Source organism: Streptomyces sp. NPDC001480 (genome assembly GCF_042894725.1).
Lineage (GTDB): Bacteria > Actinomycetota > Actinomycetes > Streptomycetales > Streptomycetaceae > Streptomyces.
This window is the reverse complement of sequence record NZ_JBIAVX010000010.1, coordinates 87,197-108,000: the sequence shown is the minus strand read 5'-3', so window position 1 is coordinate 108,000 and position 20,804 is coordinate 87,197. Positions and strand designations below refer to the sequence as shown.

Annotated in this window: 19 protein-coding genes; 8 read left to right on the top strand and 11 right to left on the bottom strand. The window is 70.1% G+C overall.

Annotated elements, in window-relative coordinates:
* Window positions 1-136 precede the first annotated feature (136 nt).
* Window positions 137-502: a DUF5808 domain-containing protein gene (locus ACFY01_RS25455; RefSeq protein WP_390738039.1), complete on the top strand. Its 366-nt coding sequence runs from the start codon at window positions 137-139 to the stop codon at window positions 500-502.
* Here ACFY01_RS25455 and gap read toward each other — a convergent pair.
* Entirely contained in the window at window positions 454-1,467 is a 1,014-nt protein-coding gene (gene gap / locus ACFY01_RS25450; RefSeq protein ID WP_390738038.1) for a type I glyceraldehyde-3-phosphate dehydrogenase, read from the bottom strand. The genes ACFY01_RS25455 and gap overlap by 49 nt on opposite strands.
* Before the next feature lie 76 nt (window positions 1,468-1,543).
* Here gap and ppk2 point away from each other — a divergent pair, with 76 nt between their 5' ends.
* Window positions 1,544-2,347, top strand: a complete 804-nt coding sequence (gene ppk2, locus ACFY01_RS25445; protein ID WP_390738037.1) for a polyphosphate kinase 2 — start codon at window positions 1,544-1,546, stop codon at window positions 2,345-2,347.
* Window positions 2,348-2,361: 14 nt separating this feature from the next.
* Here the strand turns inward: ppk2 and ACFY01_RS25440 are convergent, their stop codons facing one another.
* The 4 genes from ACFY01_RS25440 to ACFY01_RS25425 form a co-directional block, all read right to left on the bottom strand.
* The gene (locus tag ACFY01_RS25440) at window positions 2,362-3,234 is read right to left on the bottom strand and encodes a universal stress protein (RefSeq protein ID WP_390738036.1); all 873 of its coding nucleotides are present in this window, start codon (window positions 3,232-3,234) and stop codon (window positions 2,362-2,364) included.
* A 5-nt stretch (window positions 3,235-3,239) separates the two neighbouring features.
* Window positions 3,240-4,262: a zinc-dependent alcohol dehydrogenase gene (locus ACFY01_RS25435; RefSeq protein WP_390738035.1), complete on the bottom strand. Its 1,023-nt coding sequence runs from the start codon at window positions 4,260-4,262 to the stop codon at window positions 3,240-3,242.
* Window positions 4,263-4,301: 39 nt separating this feature from the next.
* Entirely contained in the window at window positions 4,302-5,246 is a 945-nt protein-coding gene (locus ACFY01_RS25430; protein ID WP_390738034.1) for a universal stress protein, read from the bottom strand.
* A gap of 161 nt (window positions 5,247-5,407) precedes the next feature.
* Window positions 5,408-6,034, bottom strand: coding sequence for a hypothetical protein (locus ACFY01_RS25425; RefSeq protein ID WP_390738033.1), 627 nt, complete (start codon window positions 6,032-6,034; stop codon window positions 5,408-5,410).
* Between the two features lie 232 nt (window positions 6,035-6,266).
* On the opposite strand from ACFY01_RS25425, the gene ACFY01_RS25420 reads away from it, so the two are divergent.
* Window positions 6,267-7,979 (top strand): SulP family inorganic anion transporter, encoded by a 1,713-nt coding sequence (locus ACFY01_RS25420; RefSeq protein WP_390738032.1) that lies wholly within the window; start codon window positions 6,267-6,269, stop codon window positions 7,977-7,979.
* 46 nt (window positions 7,980-8,025) lie between these two features.
* Here the strand turns inward: ACFY01_RS25420 and ACFY01_RS25415 are convergent, their stop codons facing one another.
* From ACFY01_RS25415 to ACFY01_RS25400, 4 genes are read right to left on the bottom strand one after another with little or no spacing between them, the layout of a single operon-like run.
* The gene (locus ACFY01_RS25415) at window positions 8,026-8,949 is read right to left on the bottom strand and encodes a carbamate kinase (RefSeq protein WP_390738031.1); all 924 of its coding nucleotides are present in this window, start codon (window positions 8,947-8,949) and stop codon (window positions 8,026-8,028) included.
* Between the two features lie 3 nt (window positions 8,950-8,952).
* Window positions 8,953-9,954, bottom strand: coding sequence for an ornithine carbamoyltransferase (gene argF / locus ACFY01_RS25410; protein ID WP_390738030.1), 1,002 nt, complete (start codon window positions 9,952-9,954; stop codon window positions 8,953-8,955).
* A gap of 18 nt (window positions 9,955-9,972) precedes the next feature.
* The gene (locus ACFY01_RS25405; RefSeq protein ID WP_390738029.1) at window positions 9,973-11,187 is read right to left on the bottom strand and encodes an arginine deiminase; all 1,215 of its coding nucleotides are present in this window, start codon (window positions 11,185-11,187) and stop codon (window positions 9,973-9,975) included.
* Window positions 11,188-11,215: 28 nt separating this feature from the next.
* Window positions 11,216-12,706 carry an APC family permease gene (locus ACFY01_RS25400; protein ID WP_390738028.1) on the bottom strand — a complete coding sequence of 497 codons (1,491 nt, stop codon included), beginning with the start codon at window positions 12,704-12,706 and terminating at the stop codon, window positions 11,216-11,218.
* A 551-nt stretch (window positions 12,707-13,257) separates the two neighbouring features.
* Here ACFY01_RS25400 and ACFY01_RS25395 point away from each other — a divergent pair.
* Window positions 13,258-13,707 (top strand): cyclic nucleotide-binding domain-containing protein, encoded by a 450-nt coding sequence (locus ACFY01_RS25395; protein ID WP_390738027.1) that lies wholly within the window; start codon window positions 13,258-13,260, stop codon window positions 13,705-13,707.
* A 27-nt stretch (window positions 13,708-13,734) separates the two neighbouring features.
* Window positions 13,735-14,439 carry a CBS domain-containing protein gene (locus tag ACFY01_RS25390; RefSeq protein WP_390738026.1) on the top strand — a complete coding sequence of 235 codons (705 nt, stop codon included), beginning with the start codon at window positions 13,735-13,737 and terminating at the stop codon, window positions 14,437-14,439.
* A gap of 182 nt (window positions 14,440-14,621) precedes the next feature.
* Here ACFY01_RS25390 and ACFY01_RS25385 read toward each other — a convergent pair whose 3' ends face one another.
* A complete protein-coding gene (locus ACFY01_RS25385; RefSeq protein WP_390738025.1) occupies window positions 14,622-15,314 on the bottom strand; it encodes a response regulator in 693 nt (230 codons plus the stop codon).
* 326 nt (window positions 15,315-15,640) lie between these two features.
* Here ACFY01_RS25385 and ACFY01_RS25380 point away from each other — a divergent pair, with 326 nt between their 5' ends.
* The 3 genes from ACFY01_RS25380 to ACFY01_RS25370 all read left to right on the top strand — a co-directional run bounded on the left by ACFY01_RS25380 (window position 15,641) and on the right by ACFY01_RS25370 (window position 19,672).
* Complete coding sequence (locus ACFY01_RS25380; RefSeq protein WP_390738024.1) at window positions 15,641-16,036, top strand: hypothetical protein; 396 nt, start codon at window positions 15,641-15,643, stop codon at window positions 16,034-16,036.
* Between the two features lie 268 nt (window positions 16,037-16,304).
* The gene (gene adhE, locus ACFY01_RS25375) at window positions 16,305-18,992 is read left to right on the top strand and encodes a bifunctional acetaldehyde-CoA/alcohol dehydrogenase (protein ID WP_390738023.1); all 2,688 of its coding nucleotides are present in this window, start codon (window positions 16,305-16,307) and stop codon (window positions 18,990-18,992) included.
* 215 nt (window positions 18,993-19,207) lie between these two features.
* On the top strand, window positions 19,208-19,672 hold the full coding sequence (locus tag ACFY01_RS25370) for a pyridoxamine 5'-phosphate oxidase family protein (protein ID WP_390738022.1): 465 nt from the start codon (window positions 19,208-19,210) through the stop codon (window positions 19,670-19,672).
* A 96-nt stretch (window positions 19,673-19,768) separates the two neighbouring features.
* On the opposite strand, the gene ACFY01_RS25365 is transcribed toward ACFY01_RS25370, so the two are convergent.
* On the bottom strand, window positions 19,769-20,683 hold the full coding sequence (locus ACFY01_RS25365; protein WP_390738250.1) for a universal stress protein: 915 nt from the start codon (window positions 20,681-20,683) through the stop codon (window positions 19,769-19,771).
* Window positions 20,684-20,804 lie beyond the last annotated feature (121 nt).

Below are 20,804 nucleotides of genomic sequence, written 5' to 3'. Positions count from 1 at the left end.
TCTCGATGGTTCGAGCATCCAGCGGACGGCAGGGCCGTCCCAGGGGCTGTCCGGGGCCGGGCGTTGGGCCGGTCGGCCCTGGTTGCGCTGCGCCATGGCCTTGGCCTCGAGCCTGGACGCCGCGTAGCGTCTGACCGTGAACAGGCAACTGCGAAAGAACGTGGTGCTCGTTGCCGCCGGCGCGGTCGTCGCTGCAGCCCTGGCGAAGGAACTGCGCCAACCCCCAAAGGCGCGCACATGGACAGGGCGCATCTTCGGCCTCCCGTACGACTTCCGGCGGCCCACTCCGGAGAAGATCGCCCGCGAGTTCTGGGATCCCGACAGCGACGCCTTCTTCACGCCGCACGCCTTCGGCGTCGGATACGGGCTGAACCTGGCCCGTGTGACCCGTGGGCTACGCCGTTGTCGTCGACCGGGTTCCAGCGGCCACCTACAGCTGCCGGCCGTTGTCCATCAGACGTCGGCGACCAGCGCAGTGAGGTCCAACAGCCGGTTCGTGTAGCCCCATTCGTTGTCGTACCAGCCGAAGACCTTGGCGAGGGTGCCGTTGGCCTGGGTGAGCGCGGCGTCGAAGACGCAGGAGGCCGGGTCGCCGATGACGTCTCGGGAGACGATGGGCGCCGTCGAGACGCGCAGGATGCCGTTCAGCGGTCCTTCGGCCGCCGCGGCGAAGGCAGCGTTGATCTCGTCCGCAGTGGCCTCGCGGTTCAGCACCACCGTGAGGTCGGTGAGCGAGCCGTCCTCCACGGGCACCCGGACGGCGATCCCGTCCAGCGCACCGGCCAGCTCCGGCAGTACGAGACCGACGGCGCGGGCGGCACCGGTGCTCGTCGGGATGATGCTCAGTGCCGCCGAGCGGGCGCGGCGCAGGTCCTTGTGCGGGCCGTCCAGCAGGGACTGGTCGTTGGTGTAGCCGTGGACGGTGGTCAGCAGGCCGCGGTCGATGCCGAAGTTCTCGTCGAGCACCTTGACCATCGGCGCGAGGCAGTTGGTGGTGCAGGAGGCAGCCGAGATGATCCGGTCACGGTGCCGGTCGTAGGTGTCGTCGTTGACGCCCATCACGAGGGTGGCGTCCACGCCCTTACCGGGCGCCGACAGGAGCACTGTGTGGGCACCCGCCTTCAGGTGCAGGGCCGCGGAGTCGCGGTCGCGGAAGCGGCCGGTGGACTCGATGACGATGTCGGCTCCGTGGTCGGACCAGTGCAGGGCGGCCGGGTCGCGCTCGGCGGTGACGGCAATACGCCGGTCGTCGACGGTGATCGAGCTGTCGTCGTGCGTGACCTCGCGTCCGATGTGCCCGAACGTCGAGTCGTACTCCAGGAGGTGGGCAAGGGTGGCGGGCGGGGCGATGTCGTTGATCGCGACGACGTGGACGTCCTGCGTGCCCGCCTCCGCGCGGTCGAGCGCCGCGCGGAGATAGGTGCGGCCGATGCGGCCGAAGCCGTTGATGCCGACACGTACGGTCATGGTGAGGAGCTCCTTCACAGTCGGGGGCCTACCGTGGTCGGAAGTGACTCAGTGAGTCGTCGGTGGTGGAGGCGGCATGGCCGGTAAGAAGGCGGCGAAGCTGCCGCGCGAGGTGTATGAGAAGGAACTTCTCTGTCTGCAGGCCGAGTTGGTGAAGCTGCAGGAGTGGGTGCGGGCGGAGGGTGCCCGGCTGGTCGTGATCTTCGAGGGGCGGGACGCGGCCGGCAAGGGCGGCACGATCAAGCGGGTGGCTGAGCACCTGAACCCGCGGGTGGCGCGGATCGCGGCGCTGCCGAAGCCGACCGAGCGCGAGCGGACCCAGTGGTACTTCCAGCGGTACGTCGAGCATCTGCCGGCCGGCGGGGAGATCGTGCTGTTCGACCGGTCCTGGTACAACCGGGCCGGAGTCGAGCACGTCATGGGCTTCTGCACCAGGGAGGAATACCAGCTGTTCCTGCGCCAGTGTCCGATCTTCGAGCGGATGCTCGTGGAGGACGGGATCCTGCTGCGCAAGTACTGGTTCTCGGTGAGCGACACCGAGCAGCAGGAACGGTTCCGGCGCCGGCTGGAGGATCCGCTGAGGCGCTGGAAGCTGTCGCCGATGGATCTGGAGTCGATCACCCGGTGGGAGGCCTACTCCCGGGCCAAGGACGAGATGCTGGTGCACACCGACATCTCCGAGGCGCCCTGGTACGTCGTGGAGAGCGACGACAAGCGCCGGGCCCGGCTGAACATGATCGCCCACCTGCTCGGGTCCCTCCCCTACCGCGACGTCCCGCCGCCGGTACTGGAGCTGCCGCAGCGGCCACCGTCGACCGGCTACGAGCGCCCGCCGCGCGATCTGCAGACCTACGTCCCCGATCACGCGGCCAGCCTGTAAACCGGTCATCTCGCTCATGCCCGCTGCGGTACGACGGCGACGGGACAGGTGGCGTGGTGCAGCACCGCGTGGGCGACGCGGCCGAGTTGGAGGCCGTAGTGGCCCTCGCGGCGCCGGGCCCCGACGACGAGCAGGTCGGCGTCGGCCGAGGCGTCGAGCAGGACCCGGCGGGCGTGGCCCTCGACGGTACGCCGATGCACCTCCACATCAGCCGGGACGTCCCGCAGGGCCGCTTCCAGCACCTCCGCGGCCCGCTCCTCATGCAGTCGGGCCGGTTCACCCGCCAGCAGGGGGTGGTCGGTCGTCTCGTGCGCGGGGCAACGCCAGGCCCGCACGGCTTCCAGCGGCACGCCTCGGCGCCGTGCCTCCTCGGCGGCGAAGCGCATCGCAGCCGCGTCCACCGGCTCCTCGCCCACGCCCACGACGATGCGGCCGTGCCTGCCGAGTACAGCCCGGTTGTCGTGGCTGCCACGCAGCACGATGACAGGGCAGTGCGCGTGGCCGGCCACCATCACGCTGACGGAGCCGAGGAGCGCCTCGGCCAGGCTGCTCCGGCCGCGTGAACCCAGGACCACGGCAGCGGCGGTGCGGCTCTCGCGGACCAGCGCGTACTCGGGTTCCTCGGGCAGCACGTCGACAGTGATCTTCACGTCCGCCTGACGGCCGTGCGCACGGCGCGTGGCGGCCTCCACGATGTTCTCGGCCCTCACCTGTTCGGAGGGCTTGCCGAGGTCCTTTGCGAGCGCGGTGCCTTCGTACCGTTCCCACAGCGAGGCGTACACCACTCGCAGCGGCAGCCCGCGCAGGGCGGCCTCGTCGGCCGCCCAGTCGACGGCGCGCAGGCTCGGCTCCGAACCGTCGACGCCGACGACCAGGGCGAGTTCCATCGTGCTCACCTTCCCGAGTCCAGGTCGAAGACGATCCGGGCCTTGATCTCGCCGCGCAGCACCGCGTCGATGGACTCGTTGACGGAGGCGAGCGGGCGGGTCTCATAGATGACCTTGGTGCGGCCGGCCGCGTGGAGCTGGAAGACCTCGGCGAGGTCCTGCCGCGTGCCCACGATCGAGCCGATCACCGAGGTGCCGTTGAGGACGGTGTCGAAGACCGGGACCTGGAGTGTGCCGTGCGCGGGCAGGGCCACCATGACGAGCTTTCCGCCGCGCCGCAGACCGGAGTTGACGGCCTCGAACGCTGCCGGGTTCACGGCTAGCGCGATCGCCGCGTGGGCGCCCCCGTGCTTCTTCAACTCCTTGCCGACGTCCCGCTTGCGGGCGTCGATGACGAGGGCGGCGCCCAGCTCGCGGGCGAGTTCGAGCTTGTCGTCGGTGACGTCGATGGCCGCGACGGTGGCCCCGGCGATCTTGGCGTACTGCACGGCGAGGTGGCCCAGCCCTCCGACGCCGGAGATCGCGACGAGTTGGGTGGGCCGGACGCCAGCGACCTTGAGGGCCTTGTACGTGGTCACGCCGGCGCAGGTCAGCGGGGCCGCGTCGAACGGGGTGACGCCCTCGGGCACAGGCTGGGCGAAGTCGGCCCAGGCCAGCATCTTCTCCGCGTACCCGCCGTCGCAGCCGTAACCGGTGTTGACCTGCTGCTCGCACAGCGTCTCCCAGCCGGACAGGCAGTGCTCGCACCGCCCGCACGCCCTGCCGAGCCACGGCACCGCGACGCGCTGCCCGACGGACAGGTGGGTGACGCCCTCGCCGAGCTTCTCGACGACGCCGACACCTTCGTGGCCGGGGACGAAGGGTGGGGTGGGCTTGACGGGCCAGTCGCCGTGGGCGGCGTGGATGTCGGTGTGGCACAGCCCGGAGGCCTCGACACGGATGCGGACCTGACCGGGGCCGGGTTCGGGGTCGGGGCGCTCCTCGATGACGAGGGGCTCGCCGAAGGCTCGTACGACCGCTGCCTTCATGATCTGTTCTCTCCTTTGGAGGGGTGCGGCGGTGGTCTCTCAGTCGTGGGCGACGACGGCGACGGGGGCGGTGGAGTGGTGCAGGACGGCGTGGGTGACGGTGCCGATGTGGGCGCCGACGGAGGAGCGGCGGATGCGGCGGCCGACGACGACCAGGGAGGCCTCGTGGGAGGCGTCGATCAGGAGGAGCGAGGGGCTGCCGTACTGCGACTGCTCGACGACCTCGACGTCGGGGTACTTCTGCCGCCAGGGGCGCAGCACCTCGCTCAGGATGGTGGCGTCGCCCTTCGCCATCTCCCGCTCGACCGCGGGCTCCAGGGCCATGCCATAGGCGTAGTAGGGCGGCGGATTCCAGACGTGCACGACCCGCAGCGGCACCGAGCGGCGAGCGGCGGCCTCGAAGGCGAACCCGAGCAGCGCCTCGTCGGGGCCGGCGACGTCGAGCCCGAGGACGACGGGACGAAACCCTGTGGCCGCGGACGGGATGCCCGCGGGGTCCATCTCGTGCTCGTCCGCGGCCTGCTCGCCGGCGTGGACCAGGACGACGGGCCGTTCGGTGTGCGCCACGACCGCGAGGCCGACCGAGCCGACCAGGAAGCCGCCGATGCCGCTCAGGCGGCGTGAGCCGAGGACGAGCAGTTCGGCGTCCTGCGCCGCCCGGGCCAGGGCCTCGGCAGGGACTCCGGTGAGCTGCTCCGTGGTCACCTCGACGCCAGGGTGGCGCAGCCGCAGTCCCTCGGCGGCCTCGCGGGGAATCCTCCCCCAGCCTTCGGCCGGGGGTACCCCCATCTCGCTTCGCTCGGTCCAGTGCTGGAGAGTCTCGGCGCCGCGATGCGTGGCTTCGGCCAGGTGCTCGGGGATCGGCTCCCAGGCGTGGACGAGCTTCACCGGCAGTCCCCGCAGCTTCGCCTCGCGGGCCGCCCATTCCGCTGCGGCGCGGCTCTCGGGCGAGCCGTCGAGACCCACCATGATGGTGCGGGACATGTTCTCCACCTCCTGAATCGGGCCCCGAGGGGGCCCGATTCCAGCGTCGTGTCGGGGGGTTGTTCGGGACAGGGGCCGCTGGTCCTTCGGCGGGGACCATGGGCCCCGGGAGCGGGTCGGCGGGACGGGCCCGGGGCGAGGTCCGTCCCGTCGCGTGAGGGTCAGCGCAGCCAGGTGTGGTCACGGACGATCGGCAGCCGTGCCCACAGCCGGCCCAGGCCCCAGGTGGTGCCCGCGCCCGCTGCCGCGACGGCGATCAGTGCGGCGGCGTAGATCACGTGGTAGTCGGTGAACGGGTTCGTCGACATGCTCGGCGAACCGTCCGACAGGTGCCTGGCCGGCGGCCACTCGGCGATCCACATCAGCACCATCATCGCCGTGCCCGCCACCGCGGCCGGCCACAGCGCCGCACCGGCCATCACAGCCAGGCCGATGCCGAGCAGGCCGAGCATGAACAGCCAGTCCGCCCACGTGTCGCCGGCCCACGAGTGGAACGTGGACTCCATCGGCCCGGCGGCGACGGAACTGAGGAAGCCCTTCGTCGGCGATCCGCCGTCGATCCAGCCCTTGCCGGAGGCGGTCGCGTAACCCAGGGCGAACGTCTTGTCCAAGAACGCCCAGAGAAAGACGAACCCGGTCAGGATGCGCAGGGACGCGAGTGCGTAAACCTGCGCGGTGTGCGCGCCGAGACGTGCCGACACAGCGGACTTGGTGCCGGTCCTGTTCCAGTGGAAGGCGGCCGCCAGGTGGAAGCCCGGGCTCCGGTGAGGGTGTTCGTGCGCGGCCATGATGGTGATCCCTTCGGGGATGTATGAATCGTCGTCTCCTTGGCGTGTCTCACTCTCGTCCGATGCCTGACGCCACGCCGGATGCCGAAGGTCTCCATCCGTTGGGCTGAACGTCCCTGCATGCCAGGCCCGTTGGGCTGGAGGTGGCGAACCGGGCAGGTTGGACACCGGGCGAGTGTCGCGGTTGATCGCCCAGCCATGGATGCTGGGCCCAGGCAGAGATGGGTGGCATATGGCTGAGGACGCGGGCAGACGGTCTTCGTGGTGGCGTCGGCTGGTACCTGGCCTCGACGCCCTGCTCGGTTACCGGCGCTCGTGGCTGAGAGGCGACCTGCTGGCCGGCGTGACGGTGGCGGCGTACCTCGTGCCACAGGTGATGGCGTACGCGGGTGTGGCCGGGCTGCCACCGGTCGCCGGGCTCTGGGCGATCCTGCCCGCTCTCGCGTCGTATGCGTTGTTCGGTTCCTCCCGGCTGTTGTCGGTGGGGCCCGAGTCGACGACCGCTCTGATGACGGCCACCGTGGTGGGCCCGCTCGCCGGCGGGGACGTGGGGCGCTACGCATCGCTGGCCGCGGCCCTCGCGGTTACGGTCGGCCTGCTGTGCCTGGTCGCGCGGGTGGTGCGACTCGGCTTCCTTGCGGACCTGCTCTCCCGCCCCGTGTTGCTCGGCTATCTGGCGGGGGTGGCGTTGATCATGATGGTGGACCAGCTGCCCAGGCTCACCGGCATACGGACCACCGGTACCGAGTTCTTCGCCCAACTGTGGTCCTTCGTCAGGCACCTGTCGGGCGTCGATGCGAAGACGGTCGTCTTCTCGGCGGTCGCGCTGGTCTTTCTGTTCGCGGCGAAGCGGTACGTGCCGGCGTTGCCGGGACCGCTGTTCGCGGTGGTCCTCGGCACGGCAGTCGTCACCGTCTTCGGCCTCGACCACCGGTACGGCATGAAGGTGATCGGCGCGGTGCCGTCGGGGCTGCCCTCGCTCGCGCTGCCGGCCCTGGGCGAGCTTCCGCACCTCGTACTGCCCGCACTGGGCGTCCTGATCGTTGCATACACCGACTTCATCCTCACCGCGCGCGCCTTCGCCGGGCGCACCGACGACGAACCCGGCCTGGACGCCAACCAGGAGTTCCTGGCGCTCGGAGCGGCCAACCTCGGTGCGGGTGCCCGGCACGGCTTTCCGGTCAGCAGCAGCGCCAGCCGTACCGCGCTCGCCGCCTCGACGGGCGCCCGCAGCCAGGGCTACTCGCTGGTGGCCGGGGCGGTGGTCCTCGCCGTCCTGCTGTTCTTGAGCCCCTTGCTGAGCCGGACGCCCTCGGCGGTGCTGGGGGCGCTCGTCGTCTACGCCGCCGTCCGCATGATCGACCTGGCCGGGTTTCGCCGCCTGGCCTCCTTCCGCCGCCGCGAACTCCTGCTGGCGCTCGGCTGCCTGGCCGGCGTGCTCGCACTCGACATCCTGTACGGGGTGATCGTGGCGGTCGGCCTGTCGGTGGCCGAACTGCTGACGCGGGTGGCGCGACCGCACGACGCGGTCGAGGGGCTGGTGCCCGGGTTGGCGGGCATGCACGACATCGATGACTATCCGAAGGCCCGCACGATCCCGGGCCTGCTGGTCCACCGCTACGACTCTCCGTTGTTCTTCGCCAACGCGGAGGACTTCCGGCGCCGCGCCCTGGCCGCCGTCGACCGACAGACCGTGCCCGTCCGCTGGTTCGTCCTGAACACCGAGGCGAACGTCGAGGTCGACATCACGGCGCTCGACGCGGTGGACGAGCTGCGCCGCGAACTGGTGCACCGGGGCGTCGTGTTCGCCTTGGCCCGGGTCAAGCAGGACCTGCTGGGCGACCTGAAGGCGTACGGCCTGGCGGACTCCGTGGGCACGGACCTCATCTTCCCCACGCTGCCCACCGCAGTGGCCGCCTACCGCGAGTGGAACGGCGAGCGATAGGAACCGTCCTGGACGCGACACGGAGCGGGACCGGCCATCCTCTCTGTCACCCGACCGTGAGGTCCGGCCGGATCAGCGTGCCCGACCTGGCGTGGACGATCTCGTACGCCGCGTCCAGCGCGCCGATCGCGGCCAGGCCGCCGGTGTGCTCGACGAACCGGGCAGCCGCCTCGGTCTTGGGGCCCATGGAGCCGGCCGGGAAACCACCGTGCCGCAGGTCGCGGGGGGTGGCGTCGAGCAGCGGGTGCTGGTCGGGCGTCCCGTAGCCCTCGTAGACGTAGGGAACGTCGGTGAGGATGAGCAGGAAGTCCGCCTTGAGGTCCTCGGCGAGCAGGGCCGCGGTGAGGTCCTTGTCGATGACGGCCTCCACCCCGGTCAGTGCGCCGGTGTCGCGGTCGGCGGTGACGGGGACCCCGCCTCCGCCCGCGCAGATCACCAGGGTGCCGCTGTTCAGGAGTTCGTGGATGGTGTCGGTCTCCAGAATGCGTTCGGGTGCGGGTGAGGCGACGACGCGCCGCCAACCGGTGGTGTCCCGGGCGATGTGCCAGCCTCGCTTGCGGGCCAGCTTCTCGGCCAGCTGGCGGGAGTACACCTGGCCGACGAACTTCGTCGGCCGTTCGAAGGCGGGATCGTCGGCCCGCACGAGGGTGTGCGTAACAAGGGCGGCGATCCGGTGCCCGGGCAGAGCATCATGCATGGCACGGGTGAGCAGGGAACCGATCATGCCCTCCGTCTGGGCGCCGAGCAGGTCCAACGGGTAGGGGGCGCTGAGCGCGGGGTCGGCCTCGCTCTCCATGGCGAGCAGGCCGATCTGCGGGCCGTTGCCGTGTGTGATGACCAGCTCGTGCTCGTGGGCCAGGGCTGCCAGGGCGGTGGCGGCCCGGTCGATGTTGGCCTGCTGGATGGCGGCATCGGGGCGTTCGCCGCGGTGCAGCAGGGCGTTGCCGCCGAGAGCGACGACGATGCGCATGGTTCAGCCCTCCTGGGTGGCGACGAGCACGGCTTTGATGGTGTGCAGCCGGTTCTCGGCCTGGTCGAAGACGATCGAGGCGGGCGAGGAGAAGACCTCGTCGGTGACTTCGAGGCCGTTCAGGCCGTAGGTCTCGAACAGCTCCTGGCCGAGCCGGGTGCGGTGGTCGTGGAGGGACGGCAGACAGTGCATGAACTTCACGTCCGGGTTGCCGGTGAGGGCGAGCGTCTTGTCGTTGACCTGGTAGGGCAGCAGCAGCTCGATCCGCTCGCACCAGGTGCCGGCAGGTTCTCCCATGGACACCCAGACGTCCGTGTGCAGGAAGTCGGCGCCGTGTACGGCGGTCTCGACGTCCTCGGTGAGGGTGATGCGCGCCCCGCTTCGGCTGGCCACTTCACGGCATGTGGCGACCAGAGCGGATTCCGGCCACAGCGCCTGCGGCGCGGCGATGCGCACGTCCATGCCGAGCAATGCGCCCATCGACAGCAGCGAGTTGCCCATGTTGTTGCGGGCGTCGCCCAGGTAGCAGTAGCTGACATCCGTGAGCGGCTTGGTGCTGTGCTCGCGCATGGTGAGCATGTCGCACAGGCTCTGGGTGGGGTGGGCGGTGTCGGTCAGGCCGTTGTAGACGGGGACGCCGGCGTGGGCGGCGAGTTCGGTGACGATCGACTGGGCGGAGCCCCGGTACTCGATGCCGTCGAACATGCGGCCGAGGACGCGGGCGGTGTCGGCGATGGACTCCTTGTGGCCGACGTGGGTGTCGCCGGGACCGAGGTAGGTGGTGCGGGCGCCCTGGTCGGCGGCGGCCACCTCGAAGGCGCAGCGGGTGCGGGTGGAGGTCTTCTCGAAGATCAGGGCGATGTGCTTGCCGGTCAGCTGTGGCTGTTCGGTGCCGGCGCGCTTGGCCGCCTTGAGGTCGTGGGCGAGATCGAGGAGGTGGTGGATCTCGGGGGCGGTGAAGTCGAGTTCGCTCAGGTAGGAGCGGCCTCGCAGGTCGACGGTCATGATGGTGTCCTTACGGGGTCAGGCAATCGGGTCGCGCTCGATGGGGCAGCTCATGCAGCGCGGGCCGCCCCGGCCGCGGCCGAGTTCGGCACCGGCGATCGTGACGATCTCGATGCCCTGCTTGCGCAGGTAGGTGTTGGTGGTGACGTTGCGCTCGTAGCCGACGACCACGCCGGGGGCGAGGGCGAGGAAGTTGCTGCCGTCGTCCCACTGCTCGCGCTCGGCGTTGCGGATGTCCTGGGGAGCCGAGAGCATCCGCACCTTGTCCAGGTCGAGGGCCTCGGCGAGCGCGGTCGCGAGATCGGAGTTCGCGGTGACGTCGAACCCGGTCTCACGGCTGTCACTGGGCCGCAGCGTCCAGGAGCGCAGGGAGTCGGCGAGGCCCGGGTAGATGACGAAGGCGTCGCGGTCGACCATGGTCAGCACAGTGTCCAGGTGCATGTACGCGCGGGCTGCGGGCAGCTGGACGGCGATCAGCCTGCTCGCCGTACCGGCCGCGAAGAGCCGGGCGGCCAGGTTCTCCACGGCCTGGGCCGTGGTGCGCTCCCCCATCCCGACCATGACGGTGCCGTTGCCGAGGACGTGGACGTCCCCGCCTTCGAGTGTGCCGACGGGTCCGTCGAGCAGGGGTGCGGGCGCGACGTCGGCGAACATCGGGTGGAACCGGTAGATGGCCTGCGCGTGCAGGCTCTCGCGTCGCCGGGCGGGCTTGGCCATCGGGTTGACCGACACCTGGTCGTACACCCAGCAGGAGTTGTCCCGCGGGAAGAGGTGGTTGGGCAGTGGGGCGAGGGCGAAGTCGTCGGGCCCGAGCGTGTTCCACACCAGGCTGTGCGGGGTGGCGAGCGGCAGATCGCTCTTGAGGAGCCCGCCGATCAGATAGCCGGCGAGAGTCTCGCCGTCGAGTTCGGAACACAGTTCGCGCACCGGATCGATGAGGGCCGGGCCCACGGTTCCGGGAGTGACAACCCGGTCCAGGAGCCAGTCACGCGCCTCGGGGACGTCCAGGGTCTGGGCGAGCAGGTCGGCGAAGTAGTGGACGCGGGCGCCGTGGTCGCGCAGGACCTGAGCGAAGGCGTCGTGCTCCTCGCGGGCCCTCTTGGCCCACAGGATGTCGTCGAAGAGCAGGGCGTCGACGTTGCGCGGGGTGAGGCGGGAGAGTTCGAGGCCGGGGCGGTGCAGGATCACCTGGCGCAGGCGGCCGGTCTCGGAGTCGACGTGGAAGGTGTTCATAGCGGAGGTTCCTCTGTGCTCGGGGCGGTCAGTCGTGGTGGCGGACGTCGTTGCGCTTCCGGGCTCCGCTGGTGCGGCTGGTACGGAGCCCTCGGGACAGCCGCTGGGCCGGCGGGGGCGTCTCGGGTGCCCGTTCCGGCCGGTCCGCGGTCGCCGCGGTCCTCGGCACCGTGGCCTCGCCGAAGGTGTCCTGTCCCCGCTTCAGCCAGACGTAGACGGGGACGCCGAGCAGCAGCACGAACAGGCCGTAGTAGACGGTCTGGTAGCCGCTTCCCTGGATCGACCAGTAAGAGAAGGCGAGGGCGAGCGCGGCGACGGTGACGTCACGGGCGAGCCTGCGGGGGCTGAGGCTCTCCCGGCCGCGGACCAGCAGCCAGTACAGCTGGGCGGCGGCGGAGAAGAGGTACGGGATGACGGCCGTCAGCACGCTGAGCAGCACGATCTTGGTGAAGACGTCGTCGAAGCGCGTGTAGCTGAACACGGTGATCAGTGAGGCCAGCACCGTGGAAGCGACGATGCCGAAGGCCGGGACACCGCTCTCACCGCGCAGCCGGGCGAAGGCCTGCGGGAACAGTCCGTCGCGGGCGGCCGCGTACGGCATCTCCGCGCACAGCATGGTCCAGCCGTTCAGGGCGCCGATGCCGGAGATGATCGCGGCGACGGCGACGATGTCTCCGGCCCAGCTGCCGCCGAAGATGTTGTTCGCGGCGTCGGTGAACGGCGCGGTCGAGCCGCCCAGCTTGCCGTGTGCGACGGTGCCGAAGACGGCGAGGGTGCCCAGGATGTAGATGACGGCGCAGACGAGCGTGCCGTAGACGGTGGCGCGGGGGACGTTGCGCTCCGGCTCGCGCACGCGTCCGGCGACGACGGAGGCTGCTTCCAGGCCCAGGTAGCTGAACAGGGCGATGGCGCCCGCGGCCGAGATCACGCCCAGCGCCGACTGGCCGCTGGCGTTGAACGGGCCGAAGTTGCGGGCGTCGATGAACAGCAGCCCGACGGTGGCCATGAAGATCAGGGGAACGAACTTCAGCACGGTCGTGATCACCTGGAAGGCGCCCATGTTCCGGATGCCGGTGAGGTTGATCGCGGCGGGAATCCACAGTCCGACCAGCGCGAGAAGCACGGAGGCCCACTTGTCGTGCCCGGTGTTCACGAACACCTCGACGTAGCCGACCCACGCCACGACGATGGCTGCGTTGCCGGCCCAGGCCGTGATCCAGTACGACCACGCGTTGAGGAACCCGGCGAACTCCCCGAAGGCCTCGCGGGCGTAGACGTACGGACCACCGCTCGCCGGAACGCGCTTGGACAGCGCCCCGAAGGTCAGCGCGAGCGCGAGCGCGCCGAGGGTGACGGCGATGAACGCGACGAGGGAGATGGGCCCGTACGGGGCAAGTGCGGAGGGTAGCGCGAACACTCCGGTTCCGATGATGCTGCCGATGACGAGAGCGGAGGCGGCGGGAAGGCCGAGCGCCGTTGTAGGCGCTGTCGCCTTTCCGTCTCCTGTGGTTCTGGGCATGGCTGAGGCTCCTTACGGACCGGTGTGGGTGAGTCGATCCGCAGCTGATCTTTCTGCTCCTCAGCCGCGCACGGTCAGCGGCCACACGGCCCATGCGCGACCCCGATGGTCCCGCTGCCGTGGGCCTGGACAGCCCAACTCGTCCGTTTCCCGGTGCTCCTGGTCACAGGACATGGGTCGTTCGGTCCACGGCATGGCCCGGCCAGCCCCATCGTCAGCACCGTTGCGAACTGGACCATCGAGGGCAGGAGCTACGGCCGACCCGCGACACGGGTGTCGACCGGCCGGGTGCCATGTCCTTACGGCTCGTTCGAGATGGGTGCCGCACACCCCATGAGCCGCGAGGGCTTCCGCGCGAGTCCCGTGTTGGGGAGGCACGGTCCTCGCGCCACGGCCGCCGCCCTCGCCGACACGGGGGCGGCGGCCGTCTTCACTGCCATCTGCCTCGGGGCCGGATGGCCCTGCTCCGGACCCGAGGGCCCCTCCCCCGACTGGAGTCGGCGCCACCCGCTGGAGTCAACCGTTCGCACACCCTGACCGGGAGGCCGGCCATGCCGAGCATGCTGCGCGCGCTGCCCACCCAGCACCGGCAACGGCTCATGCGTCTTGCCCGGGAGGTGACCTTCCCGCAGGGGACGCGCATCTTCAACGAAGGCGGACGTGCGGACCGGTTCTGGATCATCCGCACCGGCTCCATCGAGCTCGACGCACACGTACCTGGCCGGCGCCGCGCGATCATCGAGACTCTCGGCCACAACGAACTCGTCGGGCCGTCCTGGATGTTCGCGCCGCACGTGTGGCATCTGAGCGCCACAGCATCGACCCCGGTACGGGCCTACGAGTTCGACGCCACGGCCGTCCGCTCCCTCTGCCAGGACGACCCGGCACTCGGCCAGGCCGTCACCCGGTGGGCCGGCGACGTACTGGCCCACCGCCTCCGTACCACCAGGACCCGGCTGCTGGACCTCTACGCCCCCTACGGCGCCGCAAGCGCCGTGTGAGCGGGCTGACCGGACGAAGGAGTCACCGTGCACAGCACCCCGCACATCGTCAGCGATGTCATGTCCCACACGGTCGCCGCCGTCGGCCGACGAGCCGCTTTCAAGGAGATCGTGCAGCTCATGCACTACTGGGAGGTCAGCGCCCTGCCCGTCCTGGAGGGCGAGGGCCGCGTGGTCGGCGTCGTCTCCGAGGCCGACCTGCTGCCCAAGGAAGAGTTCCGCGACAGCGACCCCGACCGGGCCACACAGCTGCGCCGTCTCGACGATCTGGCCAAGGCCGGCGGCCTCACCGCAGAGGACCTGATGACCTCCCCCGCCCTCACCGTCCGCGCGGACGCGACCCTGGCCCAGGCCGCACGGACCATGGCGCACGCCAAGGTCAAGCGGCTGCCCGTCGTGGACGACGTGGGCATGCTGCAGGGCATCGTCAGCCGTGCCGACCTGCTGAAAGTGTTCCTGCGGGACGACGACGAGATCGCCGAGGAGGTCCGGCGGGAGGTCGTGGCGCATCTCTTCCCCGCGCCGGTGTCAGCTGTGCGGGTGGAGGTGCGAAACGGCGTCGTGAAGCTCGTCGGCCACGCCCGGGACACCTCCCTGGTCCCCATGGCCGCGCGTCTGGTCCGGGCCGTCGAGGGCGTGGTCGACGTGGAGTTCGAGCTGATGCGCTCCGAAGGCCCTGCGGAGCCAACGGCCGCCCCCGCGAACGGCGGCGAAAACCTGTCTCGGGCCTGACCGGCAACTTCTTGCAGAACAGCGGGATCCTCGCCGGGCCGGTCTGACCCTCCACCACGACGCCCACCATGTCCGTCTCACTGGCCAGGGACGGAGTGGTCCCTGGTGGTGGAGGCGGTTACGAGCCGGGCGCTGAGCACGTTGCCCGGCGATTCGTTCTGGTCCGCGCCGGTTCCGGGATTTCAGTGCCCTTCCTGCCGCTGCCGGTCCTGGACCTGGGTGGCGATGACGGCAGCCTGGATACGGCGCTCGACGCCGAGCTTGGCCAGCAGACGGGAGATGTGGTTCTTCACCGTCTTCTCGGCCAGGTACAGCCGCTGGCCGATCTGGCGGTTGGTCAGACCCTCACCGATCAGAGCCAGGATCTCCCGCTCCCGCTCGGTCAGGCCTTGCAGTCCGTCGGGCTGCTGCTCCTCCTGCCGGCCGCCACGCAGCCGGGCCATCAGCCTGGTGGTCGCACTGGCGTCCAGCAGGGACTGGCCGGCGGCCACGGTGCGTACGGCGGACACCAGGTCCGAGCCCTGGATCTGCTTCAGGACGTAACCGGACGCGCCCGCCATGATCGAGTCGAGCAGTGCCTCCTCGTCGTCGAAGGAGGTCAGCATGAGGCAGGCGAGCTCGGGCATGCGTGAGCGGAGTTCCCGGCACACGGTCACGCCGTCGCCGTCGGGGAGACGGACGTCCAGCACTGCCACCTGCGGGCGCAACGCGGGTACCCGCACCAGTGCCTGCTCCGCCGTGCCGGCCTCACCGATCACCTCGATGTCCGGCTCGTCGTTCAGCAGGTCGCGCACCCCGCGCCGTACCACCTCGTGGTCGTCCATCAGGAAGACCCGGATCGGGTTGCCGGCGCCGGGCTGCTCACTGTCCGCCATCAAACTGCTCCGTTCCGCGTTGCGTACCGATGTCCGCTCGTGGACGGAATCGGCCCTCAGTGTCGAGATCTTTTCTCGCACGGGGCCGAAGGACCAGGGCCGGTCGGCCCTGCTTTCCGCACATAGTGTCCCTCGGCCGTAAGACATCGCTGCCACCAGGGTGCGAAACGGCCAACTGTGATGAACCTGACATTCGCACGGCGAACTCGCCACCCCTGAGAGTGAAGGTCCAATGGCCCCACTGCTGGGGCCCGACAGCCCTGGGCCAGGACCGCTGCCCGCAGAAGTCTGAAGCCGCTGCGAAACGATCAGAAGGAGCGGAGCACATGACTGCCAAGGACACCAGCACCCAGGTCACCAGCGCCGCCGTGGAGGTGCGCGTGGAGGGCGATGTGGACGAGGAGGCCGTCACATACCTCCGGGAGAAGGTCGACGCGGTCCTCGGCCGGCCCGGGGTGCCGGCCGTGAGCGGTGCGGTGAGGATCGCCAGGGCGGTGGCGCACCACGCCGAGCGGCCCTGGTCCGCCGGGGCCGAGCTCGTCGTGGGGAACACCCTCGTGGTCGTTCATGCCCAGGAAGCCACGGGACACGAACTGGCGGACCGGCTGCAGGACCGGCTGCGCAGCCAGATGAACCGTGTCCTGCACCGCAAGGAGGAGGCCCGCAGGTCGGCCACTCCGCCTCCGTGGCGCGGCGGCCCCACCGACAGCGGCCGGGAGTAAAGCCCTTCGTGAGCCTCCTCTGCGGCGCGGTCGCCCTCCTTCGCGTACGTGTGGTTCCTGCGCTCGGCGAGGGAGCTGCCCGGACGGGTCGCCAGGCCTCGCCGGACCAGTGCCGGTCAGCCCCCGGAAGGGACCATCGGCACCTGGGAGTCGGGATCAGGCACGACGAGAGTGGAGGCGTGAGCGGCACCGAATCCCCCGCGGTGCCGCTCCGGTCCGCACACCGTCGGCCACCGCCGGCGGCTCTCGTCAACGGAGGCGCTCCCCAATGACCCGTCATCAGGCCGGAACCCAGGCAACAGCAGCTGCCGACGCGCCGTCCGACATCACCATCGCCGTGGACCAGCTCGTCACGAACGGACTCAAGGCGCTCGCCGACTACGACGCCCTCACCCAGGAGCAGGTCGACCACATCGTCAAGAAGGCCTCGGTCGCCGCCCTGGACCAGCACACCGCGCTGGCCCGCCTCGCCGTGGAGGAGACAGGGCGCGGTGTCTTCGAGGACAAGGCGGCCAAGAACATGTTCGCGTGCGAGCACGTCACGCACAGCATGGGCCCGATGAAGACCGTCGGCGTCATCGCCCGTGACGACATCGAGGACATGATCGAGGTGGCCGAGCCGGTCGGCGTGGTCTGCGCGATCACGCCGGTCACCAACCCGACGTCCACCACCGTCTTCAAGGCCCTGATGGCGCTGAAGACGCGCAATCCGATCGTGTTCGCCTTCCACCCCTCGGCCCAGCGGTGCAGTACGGAGGCGGCCCGGATCGTACGGGACGCGGCCGTCGCCGCCGGTGCGCCGGAGCACTGCGTGCAGTGGATCGAGACGCCATCGGTGGAGGCGACCGGCATCCTGATGCGCCACCCCGGCGTCTCGCTGATCCTCGCCACCGGGGGCAACGCCATGGTCCGGGCCGCTTACTCGGCGGGCAAGCCCGCCCTGGGCGTCGGCGCGGGCAACGTGCCAGCTTACGTGCACAGGAGCGCGAAGCTGCGCCGGGCGGTCAACGACCTAGTGCTGTCCAAGTCGTTCGACAACGGCATGATCTGCGCCTCCGAGCAGGCCGTCATCCTGGACGACGAGATCTACGACGCCGCACTGGCCGAATTCCACACCCTGCACGCCCACCTGGCGACCGCCGAGGAGAAGGCGAAGCTGGAAGCCTTCCTGTTCCCGACCGACCGCACCAACGCGGGCTGCGAGCCCAAGGTCAACGCCGAAGCCGTCGGTCAGAATCCGGCATGGATCGCAGAACAGGCCGGCTTCACCGTCCCGACCGACACCTCGCTGATCCTGGTCGAGGCCGACCGGGTGGGCCCGGACGAGCCGCTGACCCGCGAGAAGCTCTGCCCGGTGCTCGCCGTGCTGCGCGCCGGCTCCGAACAGCAGGGCTTCGACCTCGCCGCCGACATGGTCGCCTTCCACGGCCAGGGGCACACCGCGGTCATCCACACCGAGGACCCGGCGCTGGCGGAGGCGTACGGCCGGCGCATGAAGACCGTACGGATCATCGTCAACGCCCCGTCGTCGCAGGGCGCCATCGGCGGCATCTACAACAGCCTGCTGCCGTCGCTCACCCTGGGCTGCGGCTCGTGGGGGCACACGTCCGTGTCCAACAACGTCTCCGCCGTCCAGTTGCTGAACATCAAGCGGGTCAGCGCGCGCCGCAACAACCTGCAGTGGTTCAAGCTGCCGCCGAAGATCTACTTCGAGGCGCAGTCGCTGCGCTACCTGTCCTCCATGCCGGACGTCCACCGCGTCACGGTCGTCACCGACGCCACCATGACCCGCCTCGGCTTCGTCGACCGCGTCAGTCGCGTCCTGCAACGCCGTCACGAACCGGTCACCCTCCAGATCATCGACAACGTCGAGCCCGAGCCGAGCATCGACTCCGTGCAGCGCGGCGCCCAGCTCATGCGGGACTTCCGCCCGGACACCATCATCGCGCTCGGCGGCGGCTCCCCTATGGACGCCGCCAAGGTGATGTGGCTGCTGTACGAGCACCCGGACATCGACTTCGCCGACATGCGGCAGAAGTTCTCCGACATCCGCAAGCGCGCCTTCCGCTTCCCGGTCCTCGGCACCCGGGCCCGCCTCGTGTGCGTACCCACCACGTCCGGCACCGGCGCGGAGGTCACCCCCTTCGCGGTCATCTCCGACCCCGCGAGCGGCAAGAAGTACCCGCTCGCCGACTACGCACTCACCCCGAGCGTGGCCATCGTCGACCCGCTACTCACCGCGGACCTGCCCCCGGCGCTGGCGGCCGACAGCGGCTTCGACGCCCTCACCCACGCCATAGAGGCGTACGTGTCCGTCTACGCCAACGACTTCACCGACGGCCTGGCCCTGCACGCGATCCGCCTGATCTTCGACAACATCGAAGCGGCGGTGAACGACCGCAGGGGCCGACCCGACGCGCGGGAGAGGATGCACAACGCCGGCACGATCGCGGGCATGGCCTTCGGCAACGCCTTCCTCGGCATCGTCCACGCCATGTCGCACACCCTCGGCGCCACCTTCCACATCGCCCACGGCCGCACCAACGCGGTCCTGCTGCCGCACGTCATCCGCTACAACGGGACTGTTCCGGCGAAGCTCACGGGCTGGCCCAAGTACGAGAGCTACCGCGCTCCCGAACGCTTCCAGGACATCGCCCGCGCCCTCGGCCTGCCAGCGGCCACCGCGCAGGAGGGCGTGGAGTCGCTGGCCCGCGCGGTGGAGCGGCTACGCGATGTCGTGGGCATCGAGCCGTCGTTCCAGGCCCTCGGCGTCGACGAGCGTGCCTTCCTCGTCGCCCTGCCCCGACAGGCCTTGAACGCGTACGAAGACCAGTGCGCGCCCGCCAACCCACGCATGCCGATGCTCGACGACATGCAGGAGATCATGCGCATGGCCTACTACGGCGACGAACCTCGGCGGGCGGACACGGACAAGGGCCGAACGGCCCTGGCGTGAAGAGCCCTCAGGCCGTTCCAATGACCTGATCGAGCCTGCCCGCGGCCGCCCGACCTGGTGCGCCGCGGACAGGCAGCCGCGCAGGCCTCGAAGGGACGTCGCACATGCCCTACCGGCGCACCGCCCGTCGCCACGGTGACAGACCACGTATCTGCCTGGTCACGCCGGCCGAAGACACACAGCAGTGAGCAACGAAACCGCACGGAAGCCACCCCATGACCACTGACACCCCGCAGACTGTCCCGACCGGGCCGCGCCGGAGCATCGAGCTGGACAGCGACGAAGCCCTGCGGCTGCTGGGCAGCGTCTCCTTCGGCAGGATCGTCTTCACCCGCCAGGCACTGCCGACCGTCCGCCCGGTCAACCACGTCCTTGACAACGGCGACATCGTCATCCGCACCTACGAGGGCGCAGCTCTGACCGCACGCGCCGGGCAGGCCGACGGCCAAGGCGTCGTGGTGGCATATGAGGCCGACTCCATAGACCCCGACACGCACCTCGGCTGGAGCGTCGTGGTCACCGGCTACGCCCGACTGGTGACCGACTCGCATGAGCTGGCCCGCTACAAGGCACTGCTCACCCCCTGGGTGAACCAGACCATGGACTATGCGGTACGCATCCGTCCCGACCTGATCAGCGGGGTCCGGCTCACTGCGGACGAGGAGCACGATCCCGCCTGATCGCGGTGTTCGATTGCGACTGAAGGCGGCGTGAGAACTGGAGGGTTCTCACGCCGCCTTCAGTGGGATACGGGCTCTGGCTCGCCCGGCAACCCGTCAATCGTGGGGGACCACCGCGACCGGTGCGGTGGCATGGTGCAGCACCGCGTGGGCGACCGGCCCGATCACCGTGCCGATCGGCGTCCGGCGCAGGCGGCGACCGATCACGACGAGGGACGCGTCGCGCGAGGCCTCCACGAGGTGCGAGCCGGCCTTGCCGATCACGGCCTGCTCTGTCACGTCGACGCCCGGAAACTTGTCCCGCCAGGGCTCCAGCGCCTCGGACAGGGCACGGTGCATCTCCCCGGTGAGTTCGTCGTGCAGTTCGGCGTTGAGGTCGCCGCCGTTGTCGTAGTACGGCAGTTCCGGGCTCCGACCATGGACGACACGCAACCTCGTGGCGCGCTGCAAGGCTGCTTCGAAGGCGAATCCGATCACGGTGTCGTTCGGAGCCGCGCAGTTGAGACCCAAGACTACGTCCCGGAACGCCATGGCCCCGGACCCAACGGCGCCAAGCTGGTGTTCGTCCTCGGAACGCAGGCCACCCCGCACGAGGACGACAGGCCGCCGGCTGCCCGCCACGACCGCCTGGGCGACGGAACCGACCAGGAAGCCGGCTATACCGCCCAGGCCTCGAGAGCCCAGCACCAATAGGTCAGCTGCTTGAGCCGCACCAAGCAAGGCCGTGACGGGTTCTTCGGTAAGACGGTCGGTGGTGATCCGCAGGCCCGGGTGGCGCCGCGCGATCGTCGCTTCGGCCTTACGAAGCATGTGGTCCGCCTGGCGCATCTGCTCGTCCGGACTCAGGGACGGCTGGGATGCCCCACCCAGGGGCGCGTAGGGCTGCTGCCGCCCAAGGGCGTGGACCAAGTGCAGCGGGAGGTCCCGGAGCAGGGCTTCCCTGGCTGCCCAGTCGGCGGCAGTCAGGCTCTCCGGGGATCCGTCCAAGCCTGCGGTGATGGTGCGGGGCATCTCGGCCTCCTTCAAAGTCACGAACTCAGTGTCGAGGCCAGGTACTTGGGGCAGGAGAGGCCTCAGGTCCCTGTACGGAAGCCGAGTGGCCCACACGCGGGTGAACTTACGGCGGAGATCG

What these genes read in the sequence shown, in the direction of transcription:
- gap (WP_390738038.1), bottom strand. Translation starts at nt 1,467, where the DNA reads ATGACCGTACGTGTCGGCATCAACGGCTTCGGCCGCATCGGCCGCACC.
- ppk2 (WP_390738037.1), top strand. Translation starts at nt 1,544, where the DNA reads ATGGCCGGTAAGAAGGCGGCGAAGCTGCCGCGCGAGGTGTATGAGAAG.
- ACFY01_RS25440 (WP_390738036.1), bottom strand. Translation starts at nt 3,234, where the DNA reads ATGGAACTCGCCCTGGTCGTCGGCGTCGACGGTTCGGAGCCGAGCCTG.
- ACFY01_RS25435 (WP_390738035.1), bottom strand. Translation starts at nt 4,262, where the DNA reads ATGAAGGCAGCGGTCGTACGAGCCTTCGGCGAGCCCCTCGTCATCGAG.
- ACFY01_RS25430 (WP_390738034.1), bottom strand. Translation starts at nt 5,246, where the DNA reads ATGTCCCGCACCATCATGGTGGGTCTCGACGGCTCGCCCGAGAGCCGC.
- ACFY01_RS25425 (WP_390738033.1), bottom strand. Translation starts at nt 6,034, where the DNA reads ATGGCCGCGCACGAACACCCTCACCGGAGCCCGGGCTTCCACCTGGCG.
- ACFY01_RS25420 (WP_390738032.1), top strand. Translation starts at nt 6,267, where the DNA reads ATGGCTGAGGACGCGGGCAGACGGTCTTCGTGGTGGCGTCGGCTGGTA.
- ACFY01_RS25415 (WP_390738031.1), bottom strand. Translation starts at nt 8,949, where the DNA reads ATGCGCATCGTCGTCGCTCTCGGCGGCAACGCCCTGCTGCACCGCGGC.
- argF (WP_390738030.1), bottom strand. Translation starts at nt 9,954, where the DNA reads ATGACCGTCGACCTGCGAGGCCGCTCCTACCTGAGCGAACTCGACTTC.
- ACFY01_RS25405 (WP_390738029.1), bottom strand. Translation starts at nt 11,187, where the DNA reads ATGAACACCTTCCACGTCGACTCCGAGACCGGCCGCCTGCGCCAGGTG.
- ACFY01_RS25400 (WP_390738028.1), bottom strand. Translation starts at nt 12,706, where the DNA reads ATGCCCAGAACCACAGGAGACGGAAAGGCGACAGCGCCTACAACGGCG.
- ACFY01_RS25395 (WP_390738027.1), top strand. Translation starts at nt 13,258, where the DNA reads ATGCCGAGCATGCTGCGCGCGCTGCCCACCCAGCACCGGCAACGGCTC.
- ACFY01_RS25385 (WP_390738025.1), bottom strand. Translation starts at nt 15,314, where the DNA reads ATGGCGGACAGTGAGCAGCCCGGCGCCGGCAACCCGATCCGGGTCTTC.
- ACFY01_RS25380 (WP_390738024.1), top strand. Translation starts at nt 15,641, where the DNA reads ATGACTGCCAAGGACACCAGCACCCAGGTCACCAGCGCCGCCGTGGAG.
- adhE (WP_390738023.1), top strand. Translation starts at nt 16,305, where the DNA reads ATGACCCGTCATCAGGCCGGAACCCAGGCAACAGCAGCTGCCGACGCG.
- ACFY01_RS25370 (WP_390738022.1), top strand. Translation starts at nt 19,208, where the DNA reads ATGACCACTGACACCCCGCAGACTGTCCCGACCGGGCCGCGCCGGAGC.
- ACFY01_RS25365 (WP_390738250.1), bottom strand. Translation starts at nt 20,683, where the DNA reads ATGCCCCGCACCATCACCGCAGGCTTGGACGGATCCCCGGAGAGCCTG.